General features: G+C 67.5%; 12 protein-coding genes. 6 read left to right on the forward strand and 6 right to left on the reverse strand.

The features are described 5' to 3' along the window. The first annotated feature begins 87 nt into the window (after positions 1 to 87). The 3 genes from F5544_RS22330 to F5544_RS22340 all read left to right on the forward strand — a co-directional run bounded on the left by F5544_RS22330 (position 88) and on the right by F5544_RS22340 (position 3,379). Positions 88 to 600 (forward strand): hypothetical protein, encoded by a 513-nt coding sequence (locus F5544_RS22330; RefSeq protein ID WP_167474993.1) that lies wholly within the window; start codon positions 88 to 90, stop codon positions 598 to 600. Between the two features lie 640 nt (positions 601 to 1,240). Continuing rightward, positions 1,241 to 2,680: a rifampin monooxygenase gene (gene rox, locus F5544_RS22335; protein ID WP_167474994.1), complete on the forward strand. Its 1,440-nt coding sequence runs from the start codon at positions 1,241 to 1,243 to the stop codon at positions 2,678 to 2,680. A gap of 81 nt (positions 2,681 to 2,761) precedes the next feature. Next, positions 2,762 to 3,379 (forward strand): DUF1707 SHOCT-like domain-containing protein, encoded by a 618-nt coding sequence (locus F5544_RS22340; RefSeq protein WP_167474995.1) that lies wholly within the window; start codon positions 2,762 to 2,764, stop codon positions 3,377 to 3,379. A 19-nt stretch (positions 3,380 to 3,398) separates the two neighbouring features. Here F5544_RS22340 and F5544_RS22345 read toward each other — a convergent pair whose 3' ends face one another. Beyond that, positions 3,399 to 4,358 (reverse strand): quinone oxidoreductase family protein, encoded by a 960-nt coding sequence (locus tag F5544_RS22345; RefSeq protein ID WP_167474996.1) that lies wholly within the window; start codon positions 4,356 to 4,358, stop codon positions 3,399 to 3,401. Beyond that, a complete protein-coding gene (locus F5544_RS22350; RefSeq protein WP_167474997.1) occupies positions 4,355 to 4,588 on the reverse strand; it encodes a hypothetical protein in 234 nt (77 codons plus the stop codon). The genes F5544_RS22345 and F5544_RS22350 overlap by 4 nt, the downstream gene beginning before the upstream one ends. Before the next feature lie 99 nt (positions 4,589 to 4,687). Here F5544_RS22350 and F5544_RS22355 point away from each other — a divergent pair, with 99 nt between their 5' ends. Then, positions 4,688 to 5,311 (forward strand): TetR/AcrR family transcriptional regulator C-terminal domain-containing protein, encoded by a 624-nt coding sequence (locus tag F5544_RS22355; RefSeq protein WP_167474998.1) that lies wholly within the window; start codon positions 4,688 to 4,690, stop codon positions 5,309 to 5,311. Between the two features lie 9 nt (positions 5,312 to 5,320). On the opposite strand, the gene F5544_RS22360 is transcribed toward F5544_RS22355, so the two are convergent. Both F5544_RS22360 and F5544_RS22365 read right to left on the reverse strand, forming a co-directional pair. Continuing rightward, positions 5,321 to 7,477 (reverse strand): molybdopterin oxidoreductase family protein, encoded by a 2,157-nt coding sequence (locus F5544_RS22360; RefSeq protein ID WP_167474999.1) that lies wholly within the window; start codon positions 7,475 to 7,477, stop codon positions 5,321 to 5,323. 146 nt (positions 7,478 to 7,623) lie between these two features. After that, entirely contained in the window at positions 7,624 to 8,844 is a 1,221-nt protein-coding gene (locus F5544_RS22365; protein WP_203217634.1) for an MFS transporter, read from the reverse strand. Positions 8,845 to 8,903: 59 nt separating this feature from the next. Here F5544_RS22365 and F5544_RS22370 point away from each other — a divergent pair, with 59 nt between their 5' ends. Further along, the gene (locus F5544_RS22370) at positions 8,904 to 9,887 is read left to right on the forward strand and encodes an ArsR/SmtB family transcription factor (RefSeq protein WP_167475000.1); all 984 of its coding nucleotides are present in this window, start codon (positions 8,904 to 8,906) and stop codon (positions 9,885 to 9,887) included. Between the two features lie 11 nt (positions 9,888 to 9,898). On the opposite strand, the gene F5544_RS22375 is transcribed toward F5544_RS22370, so the two are convergent. Both F5544_RS22375 and F5544_RS22380 read right to left on the reverse strand, forming a co-directional pair. Continuing rightward, the gene (locus tag F5544_RS22375; RefSeq protein ID WP_167475001.1) at positions 9,899 to 10,786 is read right to left on the reverse strand and encodes an SGNH/GDSL hydrolase family protein; all 888 of its coding nucleotides are present in this window, start codon (positions 10,784 to 10,786) and stop codon (positions 9,899 to 9,901) included. 101 nt (positions 10,787 to 10,887) lie between these two features. Then, positions 10,888 to 11,706, reverse strand: coding sequence for a class I SAM-dependent methyltransferase (locus F5544_RS22380; RefSeq protein ID WP_167475002.1), 819 nt, complete (start codon positions 11,704 to 11,706; stop codon positions 10,888 to 10,890). 65 nt (positions 11,707 to 11,771) lie between these two features. On the opposite strand from F5544_RS22380, the gene F5544_RS22385 reads away from it, so the two are divergent. Next, the gene (locus F5544_RS22385) at positions 11,772 to 12,356 is read left to right on the forward strand and encodes a TetR/AcrR family transcriptional regulator (RefSeq protein ID WP_167475003.1); all 585 of its coding nucleotides are present in this window, start codon (positions 11,772 to 11,774) and stop codon (positions 12,354 to 12,356) included. The last annotated feature ends 74 nt before the right edge of the window (positions 12,357 to 12,430 follow it).

Raw genomic sequence — 12,430 nt, forward strand, 5'->3', positions numbered from 1 at the left:
ACACGCACGTGTCCGCGCCGATGGGTCTCGACAGGCGACCCCCGCCGGATTCACACTGTGTTTCAGCCGAATTCCCAAGGGGCACAAATGAAAAAGATCGTACTGCTGTTCAGCGTCGCCCTGGCTGCCGGTATCTTCCTGGCACCGTCACCCGTCGCCTCCGCCGCCGTCGATCAGGCGTGCACCGTCAACGAGGTCGCAACCTTCAGTCCGCCGCTCACCGACAACCCGCAGACCGTCACGATCACCACCGAGGGCAATCTCTTCGACTGCACCAGCGGCTCGGCACCGACCGGCACCTACGCGGAAACGCTCGTCGTACCGGGATTGAGCTGCACGAACCTGCTGGTCAGCGGAAGCGGAACCCGGGTGCTGACCTGGGTCGGCGCTGCGGCACCGAGCACATTCACCTACAACCGGACGGCCACGCTGGTCAACGGCAACGTGCAGGTCGTATTCCTCGGCGAAATCGCCTCCGGCACATTCACTCCGGATCCGGCCAAGGAAGAACTCACCGGACCGGCGCTGGATCCGACCGCATGCGCGACCACCGGCGTGGCGCGGCACGACAACAACGGCACACTCACCATCGGGATCTGAACCCGGCCGCGGCGACGAGTCCGCCCGGCCATCGGCACCCGGCTGTCGAGAGGGGCAACGCAGTGGTTGTTCTGTGCTGGTCGCCGTACCGGAAAGCGTCGTCACCATGTCCGACGGGACCGGCTCGATGTGCGACTGGGCGACACCCTCCTCGCGCTCGGTGCCTCGGGCGGAATGGGCACCGCCACAACGCAATTGGCGGCACTGACCGGAGCGACCGTCATAGCGGCGGCCCGCAGCCCGGCCAAGGCGGCAGGCCTGCGGGAACTGAGGGGCACAGCCTCGCAATGGCCGCCGAGGCGCACCGCTTCCTCGAGCACAGCACCGACACCGTGGGCCGAGTCGTCCTCATTCCGTTACGACTACCGCTCACCACCCGAGACCTGTTCTCCGCCAACGATCTTCCACCCCTGGCGGACGACCTACGCATGAGCGACAAGACCGCGGAGTGGTCGGTGGGGCGGAAATTGATTGGACGGGATTCGGTTCGGGTTGTTAGCGTGCGCGAGACCGTGACGGCACGCGAGGAGGTGAGACCCATGAACGCGACAACCAGGTGGGTGCTCCCACTCGTGTGCACGGTCGGGCGGTAGGTGTCGCCGGGAGCGCCTGGAACAAGGCACTCCCGAAAGGCAACACCATGCGTTTCACCTCCGATGTCATCATCGCCGGATGCGGGCCGACCGGTGCGATACTGGCCGCCGAACTGCGCCTGCACGAGGTGCGAGTACTGGTTCTGGAGCAGGAACCCGAACCCAATTCGTCTTACGTCCGCATAGTCGGACTGCACAGTCGCAGTCTCGAGCTGATGGCGATGCGCGGGCTGCTGGACCGCCTGCTCGAACGCGGCAGACGACGTCGCGCCGACGGAATCTTCGCCGCCATCCCCAAACCCGCACCCGCCGACCTGGATTCCACGCACGCCTACCTGCTGGGCATCCCGCAGCCGGTGCTCGAGCGGATATTCGAGGAGCACGCGATCGCATCGGGCGCTCAGGTCCGGCGTGGTTGCGCGGTAACGGGTTTCGAGCAGGACGACTCCGGCGTCACTGTCGAATCGGCGGGCGGGGAGCGGCTGCGGTCGCGCTATCTCGTCGGTTGCGATGGTGCGCGCAGCGCGGTGCGCAAACTGCTCGGCGTCGGCTTCCCCGGCGAACCCGCGCGCACCGAGACGCTGATGGGCGAAATGGCGGTGGGTGTTCGCGAGGAGGAGATCGCCGCCCGAGTCACCGAAATCCGGGAAACCAACAAGACATTCGGCCTCACGCCCTTCGGCGAAGGACGCTACCGCGTCGTGGTCCCCGCCGCCGGAGTCCGCGAGGATCGCACCGAGCCGCCCACTCTCGACGATTTCCGGCAGCAGTTGCGCGCCGTCGCCGGAACCGATTTCGGCGTGCACTCCCCGCGCTGGCTGTCCCGCTTCGGGGACGCCACCCGGCTGGCCGAGCGTTACCGGGTGGGACGGGTGCTGCTGGCGGGCGATGCGGCGCACATCCATCCACCGATCGGCGGGCAGGGCCTCAACCTGGGCATTCAGGACGCGTTCAACCTCGGCTGGAAACTGGCCGCACGGATCCGCGGCCGAGCGCCGGAAACATTGCTGGATACCTATGAAGCCGAACGTCATCCGGTCGCCGCGGACGTCCTGGACAACACCCGCGCGCAGATGCAGCTGCTGTCCCCCGAACCGGGCCCGCGGGCCGTGCGCAGACTGTTCACCGAACTGATGGACTTCGACGAGGTGAACCGCCACCTGATCGAGAAGATCACCGCGACCGACATCCGCTACGACCTCGGCGACGGTCCCGACCTCCTCGGCCGCCGCCTGCGCGATATCGACCTGAAGCAGGGCCGCCTCTACGACCGGCTGCGCCGTGGCCGCGGCCTGGTACTCGACCGCACCGAACGGCTGATCGTCGACGGCTGGCGGGACCGAGTCGACCTCATCGCCGATCCCGCTGCGGCACTGGATGTTCCGGCCCTGCTGCTCCGGCCCGACGGCCACGTCGCCTGGATCGGCGAACACCAGCAGGACCTGGACCGTCACCTGACCCGCTGGTTCGGCGAGCCCGCCGACTGACGTGCTCGAATCCGGCTACGGCGCCGGGGATTTCGGCTGACAGCGGTGTACGGGCAGCGCCGGCACGGCTACGGTAGGTGGATGGGTGGGAACGACCAGCTGGAACCGCAGCCATCCGATCCGGAGGCCGCCCTGGCGTCCGACGCCGATCGGGACCAGGTCACGGCACAGCTGGAAAAGGCCGTCGGGCAAGGGATCCTGACGCTCGACGAGTTCGCCGACCGCACCGACCGGGCACTCGCGTCCCGCACCCGCGCCGAATTGAGCCGGATCGTGGCCGATCTACCGAGCACGGCACTGCGGGTGCCCGCCGACACATCGATCACACTGAAGACCGGCGCCGGAACCGTCAGACGGGAAGGTTATTGGACAGTGCCCAACCGTATCGACGCCGAATGCGGAATGGGCACTGTGCGCATCGATTTCACCGCCGCGAACTGCCCGCACCGTGAGGTGACGCTCAACGCGACCTGCGGCAGCGGCACGATCGTCGCGATCGTGCCGCGAGGCTGGGAAGTCCGCCTGGAACAGGTAAGCAGCGGTATGGGTTCGGTGACCAACCGGGCCACCGCACCCACCGACCCGACCATGCCGGTGCTGCACGTCTACGCCAAAACCGGTGCGGGCGTAGTGAAGATCAAACACCCCCGCGAACCCGGCATGTCGGGCGTACTACGCGAATGGCTCGGCATCCACTGAACCGCCGACGCGCCCCAGCCTATGGCAGGACGACGAGTCGTCTCCCGCGCAGATCGGTTCGCTGCCACGCGGTTTCGATATCACTCAGCGGAATCGTCACCAGGTCGAAGGTGAGCTCGCCGGACCGCGTCCACTGCACGACCTGCCCGTACACCGAGCCCATGGTCTCGGCGTCGAGTCCTTTTGCCGCACCGTAGATCTCGACTCCGGAGGTGCGCAGGCTCTCGGCGGTGAGCGTGAGCTCGGGGCCCGCGGCCTCCCCGGCCTGGATCACGCGCGTCGGTTTTCCGAACGCGAACGACTCCGGAACCAGTGTGCGCAAAAGGATTTCGGTCGGCCGTCCCCACAGGTAGTCCAGGACCACGTCGTAGCCGTCGCCCTCGGCGTCGGTGAACGCTCGTGCCAGCGCGTCGTCGCCGACCGCGGTGTTGATGACCGTGTCGGCACCGAGTTTCCGCACCTCGCGGAGCTGATCGTCGTCGCGGCCGGTCGCGACGATCCGCCCGGCTCCGAGCAGCCTGGCCACCTGCACCGCGAGTCGCCCGGCGACGCCGGTGGCCCCTTGGATCAGCACCGTCTCGCCGGGAACGAAACCGGCGGCCGTCGTGATGGACATGCCGGTGATGGCTGTGGCCAGCATGGTGGCGACGGCCGGATCGATTCCCTCGGGGATCGGGGCGTACGCGTCGGCGGCCACCACGGTCCGCTCGGCGAGCGCACCGTAGGGCCGCCGGGGGTTGCCGAAGCCGACGAGGGTGCCGTCGGGTAGTGCGCCGATGCCGTCGAAGGCGGGGATCACCGGGAGTTCGGTGACGAATTGCCCACTGGCGTAATGCGTTCCGGCCGCGATCGCCTTGTCGACCTGCTCGACCGCGACGGCCTTCACCTCGATGATCACTTCGCCCGCTCCGGCCACCGGATCCGGGAAGTCCTCGTATCGGGGAACGCCCCCGATCTCGTGCAGGACCGCGGCCTTCATCGCAGATCCTGGCCGAAGAACACCGCGATCCGCGTCTGCCAGCCCACCAGCACCCGCGGCGGGCGGGCCGGTGAGTGATTCCACCGGTGATTGACAGCGTGGTGGCGTCGCGCGTGCTCGTGGCGCGTGATGCCCTGGTGGCCGGGAGCTTGCTCGACGTGAGCGGGAATCCCGGGGACGCGGTGGGTCGCCCAGTGCAGCAGATCCCGCATCGAATGCCGGTGTGTCATTGTCATCCTCCTGTTTGCGGTGTCGGCGAGAACGCATGCCGTCTCTATCACCGATAGGGAAAACTCTATCAGTGATAGAGTCTGGGCGGGAGGTGTGTTTTGACATTGGACCGACAACGCATCGTCACCGAGGCGATCGCATTGCTGGACGACGAAGGACTCGACGGAGTCACCCTGCGCAAGCTCGCCGCACGACTGGGAGTGCGGCAGCCGACCCTGTACTGGCATCTGCCCAACAAGGCGGCCCTGGTCACCGCGCTCGCCGAAGCGATCCTCGATCAGGAGTTCGGCGAGCTGTCACCACCGGCACCGGAGGAACCCTGGCAGGACTGGCTCGGCGCACTGGCCGAGCGGCTGCGCCGCGCACTGCTGGCCCACCCCGACAGTGCGCGCATCCTATCGGCATCCCAGCTCTCACTGAAAATGGCCGACATCTCCGAGCTGGCGATGAGCACGCTGGTGGCACGCGGAATCCCGCTGCACCGCGCCCGGGTGATCGTGCTGACGGTGGAACGCTTCACCGTCGGCCACGTCCTCGAAGAACAAGTCCCACGCCCGACCCCCGACACGATGCACGACTTCGACATGGCGGAATTCACCCGACAGCACCCGACCGTGATAGCCGGGATCACCGAATACTTCCGGCCCGGCCGCACCGTCGACGACCTGTTCAGTGAATGCCTCCAGCTGGTCATCGCGGGCGCGGCGAGCACCACCGGATAACCCTCGAAATCAACTGGGGGACAGGGGAGTTACCGCGACCCACGTCCCGTTCACCGCCGCGGCGCCCGAGAACGAATCCACCAGCGCCGGATCATGCAACAGGTTCACATTCGCACCCGGATGCGCCGCGGCGACCGACCAGACACCCGGCTCCCGATGACCCCACCCGTGCGGGATCGCCACCGTGCCCTGACGGATATCGTCGCTCACCTCGACCGGCACCACGATCGAGCCGGTCGCCGAACGCACCGCTACCTGTTCACCATCCGACAGATTCCGGGCCGCCGCATCCGCGGGATGCATCAATGCGGTACAGCGATCCCGGCCCTTCACCATCGACGGCAGATTGTGCAACCACGAATTGTTGCTGCGCAGATGACGGCGGCCGATCAACCGCAGATCGAAACCATCCGGCGGGGTAGTGCCCGCGACACCACGACCCGCGTCATCGATCAACGCCCGCGCGGCGGCGACGAAATCCTCCGGCGCCAACCGCACCCGCTTATCCTTCGTCCCGATCACCTGCCGCAACCGCGGCCGCAACGGACCCAGATCCACCCCACCGACCGACTCCCGCGCCCGGCGCACCGTCAACCCCCGCCGCCCGCGCCACAACACCCCATACGGACCCGTCGCCACCGCCACCGCCGCCAACCGCAACGGGCTCACCTGATCGAACACCGACCGCACCAACCGCCCGGTGAACCGCCGCGCCGGCAACGGCAGCAACTCGGCGACCAACCCCGCCGCGATCTGCCAATCCTCCAACCCATCCGCGGGCGGCGCGAAAACCCGCGCGTCGTACCGCAGATTGTTCCGCACACTGAACACCGGGAACAGCATGTCCACCTCCTCCCGCTCCAGCGGCGACACCGGCGGCAGAATGATGTCCGCATGCCGCGACGTCTCGGTGACATACATATCGATCGCCACATGAAAATCCAAGCCCGCCAACGCCTTCGCCATCCGGCCGGCCTGCGGCGTCGACAACGCCGGATTTCCGGCATAGGTGATCAACGCCCGGATCCGCCCCGGCCCATCGGCCAGCATCTCCTCCGCCAGCACACCCACCGGCAGCTCCGACCGGAACGCCCGATGCGCACCCGACCGATCCGTCCACGCCCCATACCCCGTCGGCAGATACTTCGCGAACCGCGCCACATCCACCGCGGGCGAGGCGAACATCTGCCCACCCGGCCGATCCAGATTCCCCGTCACCGCATTGATCGTGTTCACCAACCAATGCGTCACCGTGCCGGTCACCTGCTGACACACCCCGATCCGCGCATACAGCACCGCCGAATCCGCCGCCGCGTGCTCGCGCGCCAACCGCCGGATCGTCGCCGCATCCACCCCGGCATGCGGCGCCGCGACCTCCGGCGAGAAATCCGCCACCAACGCCCGCAACTCACCCCACCCCGAACACTGCGCGCGCACCGCCCGCTCATCACACAACTTCTCCGTCACCAGCACATGCAGCATCGCCAGCAACAAATACGGGTCACCACCCGGCGCCACCGCGACATGCTCATCGGCCAACCGCGCCGTCTCGGTGCGCCGCGGATCGATCACCACCACCGTGCCGCCGCGCTCCCGCACCGCCCGGATCCGGTCCCGCGCACCCGGCATCGTCGTGATCGACCCGTTCGACACCGCCGGATTCGCCCCCAGCACCACCAGCCGATCCGTCCGATCGATATCGGTCACCGGCATCAACACATTCGACCCGAACATCCGCCACGCCGCGAACTCCTGCGGGAACTGATCGATCGACGACGCCGAGTAGAAATTCCGCGTCAACAACACCATCCGCAGCAGCACCGCATACAGCACCGAGGAACTGTGCGCCGCCGGATTACCCAGATACATCCCGATCGCGCTCGGCCCATGCGCCCGCCGCACCGCCCGCAACCGCCGACCCACCTCGGCGAACGCCTCATCCCAGCCGATCGGCTCGAACCGGTCACCCACCCGGCGCACCGGCGTCCGCAACCGATCCGGATCGTCGTACAACCCGCCCATCGCGGTCGCCTTCGGACAGATGTACCCCCGCGAGAGCACATCGTCCGGATTCCCCTCGATCCTGGCGACCCGATCACCGTCGACGGTCACCAGGATTCCACAATGTGCCTCACACAAGGTGCACTGCCGCGCAATGGTCTTCATCGGACATCCTGTCTGCCGGAACACCTGCCGTGAGGGTACCGCGCGGTCCGCGTCCGGGGCGGCGCCGCGATCACCCCATGTTCGAAGTCGATCGTCGTGCATGCCAACGGGCCGAGGCAATTGGACCGTGGTCGGAGAAGCCGCTCCTACCTGGGATGGATCGCGACATCGTTACGGAGATCCCGGACCGCGGACGAGACCAGCGGAAACAACGCCGCGACAGCGAATCCGATCCCACCGCACAGCGCGACATACTCGGCACCCCACCGCCCGACCGCGGGCGCGGCAAGCAACTGCCCGACCGGAACCGCCGCGAACGAGAGCAGATCACTGTAAGCCCCGACCCGGGACAGCAGGTGCCGGGGCACATGCTGCTGCGCCGAAACCTCCCAGGCCGTGCCCACCGCGGTGAATCCCATACCCGCCACGAAGGCGCACACCAGCAGCCACGGCAGTCCCGCACCGCAACCCAGCGCCACCAACGCGGTGCCACCGAACGCGCCCACCAACTGCCCGGCACGCAGCAAATACCTGGGAGCGTATCGATACATCAACGCACTCATCACCACCAGACCCACAGCACGCACACCGAGCACCAACCCCCACGCCGCCGGACCCTCCCGATGCCTCGTCAACGCGGGCCCGACGATCTGCCACACACCGGTGGCGAACAGGTTGATCAGGCAGAACGACAGGGTGGTCAGCCACACCCAGCGGATGCCGCGAAAGGCGCGCCAGCCGTCCCGCAGGCTGGCCACCAGGCCACCCGTCTTCGCCGCTATCGAGGTGCGCAACGGCAGGCGCGACAGCAAGACGGCGGCGATCACGAAGGTCAACGCGTCGACCGCGATAGCCCAGCCACCACCCACCGTGGCAACCAGAATCCCGGCCATGGTCGGCCCGAGGATTTTCGTGGCACTCTTGACGCCGCCCAACAGCGAATTCGCCCGCTGCAACGCCGCGGCGGGGACCAGCTCCGGCACTATGCCACGCAACGCCGGCGCCGCGAACGCGTCGAACGCCCCATTGACCAGCTCCAGACCGACCACGACCGGCAGACTGTAATGCCCGCTGAGCAACACCGCCGCCACCGCCGCCTGCGTCAGGCCCGCACCGAGATTCGCCGCGATGAGTACCATGCGGCGGGGGAATCGGTCCGCAACCGCACCTCCGACCAGCAGCAACACCACATGCGGGACAAGCTGAGCGGTCAGGACCGAACCCAGATCGCCGAGCCGGCCGGACGCGGCGAGCACCGCCAGTGCCAGCGCCACCGGCGTCATGGCGCTACCCAGCAGCGAGATCAACCGAATCAGGAGAAATTGGTGGAACAGCGGGGTCAACCGCCGAGTGGAAGTATCGTGCACGCCGCGATGCTGCCGACCGGGCAGACCGACACACCAACGCTTCGCGAAAATACGAAACGATGACCCTGCTCAAACTGACCGCCGACGCCCTGACACGCTGCCGATTCGCCCTCTCGCCACTCGCGGAAACGATCGGAGCGCTCATCGCACTGCAGCGCCGGCGAATCGATCCGGGCCAGGAAATATGGCACACCCGATTCCGGGTGGACTACGACGACTGGCTCACGCGCGATCCGATCGCCGCCGGACTACTGCCACTACTGGCCGCCACCAAACTGTTCCCCGACCTCGTCGCACAACCGCCCGCAGCCGGAGCACACACCCACATCGACAACGAACTCGCCGCGGTCGCAACAAGTTCCGATACCCAGGTACGCGCGACGGTCACCGCGTCGATCGGCCAGAGCTGGCAACCGCAACAGACGGCATGGCTCACACTGGACGGGCTGGCCCCCCGCATCGCCGACACGCTGCGATACGGCTGGAACCATTTCGTGGCACCGGACTGGCCACGACGCCGAGCCATCCTCGAACGCGACATCACCTACCGGACCGCCCTGGTCGGCGACCACGGCTGGCAGCACGCCATAGATTCGCTGCGATCACGGCAGGTATGGTCCGCGGCCGACACCGCGATCCGCTTCAGCGACCGCCCCATACCCGATCGTGAAATCACCGACGAGGGACTGATATTCGTGCCACGCACCACCGGCGGCGGCTGGTGGACCTGCGAGCAGCCACCCCGATACGCACTCGTATATCCGGCGCGCGGTGCCGCGACCCACCCCGAAACCGCCGAATCGGACGCGCTGGCAAAGCTTCTCGGCCCGGGCCGGGCCAGGGTGGTGCGCGAACTCGCGCAACCGGCGACCAGCAGCCAGCTCGCCGCCGTCCTGGATCTCTCACTCGGTACGGTCGGCGCCCACCTGTCGGTGCTCCGCGACGCAGGCATCGTCGCAGGCACACGGACAGGGAAAAACGTGGTGTACCGCCTCACCGACCGCGGTCGACGGCTCGTCACCACGCTCTCCTCGGCCTGGTGAATCCGCGGCTCTCAACCGCGCAGCGCCGCCAGCACCTGCCGGGCCTGATAGTCCGCGCCCAACTGATTCGGATGGAACGGCACCGCCGGGCCCAGCGGATCCGTCGACAACGGCAGCAGACCCTCCACCCAGCGCGTCCCCGCGGGCTGGCACGCGTCATGACCACCGCTGGCCCGGTAGGTGTCGACGAACTCGACACCCTTCGCCGCCGCGACCCGCGCCAGCATCGCATCCAACTCGGCCAGCTTGGCACCCAACCAGCTCGCATCCGCATCCGAGATCGGGATCATCGGGAAACAACCACCCGAGGTGCCGATACCCTCGAAATAATCCAGCAGCAGAATCCGCGCACGCGGCGACCGCGCCCGGATACCGTCGATCACCGACGCCACCTTCGACTCGGCCGCCGCGATCCGCTCCGACATCCGATCCACCCCACCGGACACATTCGCATCCCGGCACACCGACACCGCCGGATTCGCGGTCAGGCAGTTCTCCACAGTCTCCGCCAAACCAGCGTCATTGCCGCCGATCCCGAGCGTCACCAGATCCGTTGCCGCGCTCAAACTGTCGAACTGCGGCGGATTCGCCGGACCGAACCGCACCGACTGCGACTCCGTCATATTCTCCGTCGTCGCACCACCGCACGTCGCGTCCCGGAACGTCGGCACCACGAGCGCCGCCGCGACCTGCTTGGCGTAACTGTTGCGGCTCTGCGCACACCCCGCCGACACGAACTCGGTGCTCACCTGGCTCAACGTGGCATCGGCCGCCCACGAATCACCCAGCGCCACATACTCGTTCACCGCACGCGGGGCCGCATGCGCCGCCACCCCGCCCGCCGGCACCGCAGCCCCGATCGCCGCACACGCGATCACCGCACGCGCCGTCCTACCCATTACCGCCTCCATCGTCGGACGACCGTCCGGTTATGTTCCGAGGACAGCTTGGCAGACCAGGCCACGAATCGCCGTATCGCGCAGTTGAATACCGTCTGCAGTTATGCAGACGATGCCACCAGGACCTCGGTCGAATATCCCATCGGGAAGGCGCCGCCCACCGCGTCGACCGCGGCACCGAGACCCGTGAGGAGTTCCGCCAGCAGCGCCGCGTCCAGCAGATTGTGCCCACCCATCGTCGGCACCTGATCCAGCCATTCCTCCCGGGTGTAGGTCTGCACCCAATCGACCCGCCACTTCTGCGGCTCGGCGAATCCGCCCGCCTCCCGGATCCCCTCCTCGGCCGCCGCGCTCATCGCCTTGTACGCGTCCGCGACCGGCCGCAGCCAAGTCCGCCCGAACGGCGAATCCGGCACCAGCCGCGTGTACACCTCCGCGAACCGCTCCGCCAACTCCATCGGCGGCTGCGCGCCGTTCCAGAACACCGCCAGCACACCATTCGGCCGCAAAACCTGACGCGCCTTCGCCGCGCCCGCCACCGGATCCACCCAGTGCCAGGTCTGCCCGGCGATGACGGCGTCGAAGGTGCGGCCCGCGGGCTCCCATGTTTCGAATTTCGATTCCTCGACCTCGAATCCGCTCCGCCGCGCGAATTCGGCCATCCGCGAATCGGGTTCGACGCCGCGCACCCGGCAGCCCGCCGCACGGAACTGCCGGGCCGCGATGCCGGTGCCGATCCCCACATCGAGCACCTCGGGGCCCGGACTCGATGCGACGATCCGTTCCACCATCGCATCCGGATACCGGGGACGGGTCCGGTCGTAGCGCTCGACATTCGCACCGAACGATTCGGCGACCTGACGCTGCTTGTGAACCTCACGGGCCGTGGCCGGCAAGGGTTCGGGAGATATAGTGGGCATGCGCCCACACTAGTGGGCACCTGCCCACTAGAACAATGGATTCCACCAACAGCGAAAGGGGAGCAGTGCCAACCGGTGTGGCCCTCCGCGACGTCCGCCAACAACTCTTCGACGCCGCCGAACGCGTCCTGCTGCGCGACGGACCCAACGCGCTCACCAGCCGAGCCGTCACCACCGAAGCCGGCGTCGCCAAAGGCGTACTGCACCGGCACTTCACCGACTTCGACGCCTTCCTCGCCGAACTCGTCGCCGACCGACTCGTCCGAATCCAACGGCAAGCCAACGCATTACAGGAAGCCGCGGGCACCGCGACCGTCGTCGACAACCTCACCGACGCACTGCTCACCGTCTTCGGCTCGGTCGCACTCAATATGGTCGCCCTCATCACCGCCCGCGACGAACTACGCGCCCGCCTGCGCCGAACCCACCCCACCGGCATCCCCATCCTCACCGAGGCCGCCGATATGGTCCGCACCTACCTCACCACCGAACAAGACCTCGGCCGAATCGCCCCCGACGCCGACATCCCAACGCTCGCACTGAGTTTGATCGGCACCGGACACATGGTGTTCGCGGGACGCGACGGCGAGCCGATCGACGCGGATTCGGTGCGGAACGTCGTTGCGCCGATAGTGAAGAATGCGGGGTAGTTTCGTCACTGTGACGATTTAATGGTTGATCTTGGACGCCGGGGGAGAAGGCTTGCCAGGCACACCGATTCGCC

Source organism: Nocardia arthritidis, from assembly GCF_011801145.1.
GTDB lineage: Bacteria > Actinomycetota > Actinomycetes > Mycobacteriales > Mycobacteriaceae > Nocardia > Nocardia arthritidis_A.

Bases quoted from the DNA above. Each gene is read 5' to 3' on its own strand.
- F5544_RS22330 (WP_167474993.1), top strand. From the start codon at position 88: ATGAAAAAGATCGTACTGCTGTTCAGCGTCGCCCTGGCTGCCGGTATC.
- rox (WP_167474994.1), top strand. From the start codon at position 1,241: ATGCGTTTCACCTCCGATGTCATCATCGCCGGATGCGGGCCGACCGGT.
- F5544_RS22340 (WP_167474995.1), top strand. From the start codon at position 2,762: ATGGGTGGGAACGACCAGCTGGAACCGCAGCCATCCGATCCGGAGGCC.
- F5544_RS22345 (WP_167474996.1), bottom strand. From the start codon at position 4,358: ATGAAGGCCGCGGTCCTGCACGAGATCGGGGGCGTTCCCCGATACGAG.
- F5544_RS22350 (WP_167474997.1), bottom strand. From the start codon at position 4,588: ATGACACACCGGCATTCGATGCGGGATCTGCTGCACTGGGCGACCCAC.
- F5544_RS22360 (WP_167474999.1), bottom strand. From the start codon at position 7,477: ATGAAGACCATTGCGCGGCAGTGCACCTTGTGTGAGGCACATTGTGGA.
- F5544_RS22370 (WP_167475000.1), top strand. From the start codon at position 8,904: ATGACCCTGCTCAAACTGACCGCCGACGCCCTGACACGCTGCCGATTC.
- F5544_RS22375 (WP_167475001.1), bottom strand. From the start codon at position 10,786: ATGGGTAGGACGGCGCGTGCGGTGATCGCGTGTGCGGCGATCGGGGCT.
- F5544_RS22380 (WP_167475002.1), bottom strand. From the start codon at position 11,706: ATGCCCACTATATCTCCCGAACCCTTGCCGGCCACGGCCCGTGAGGTT.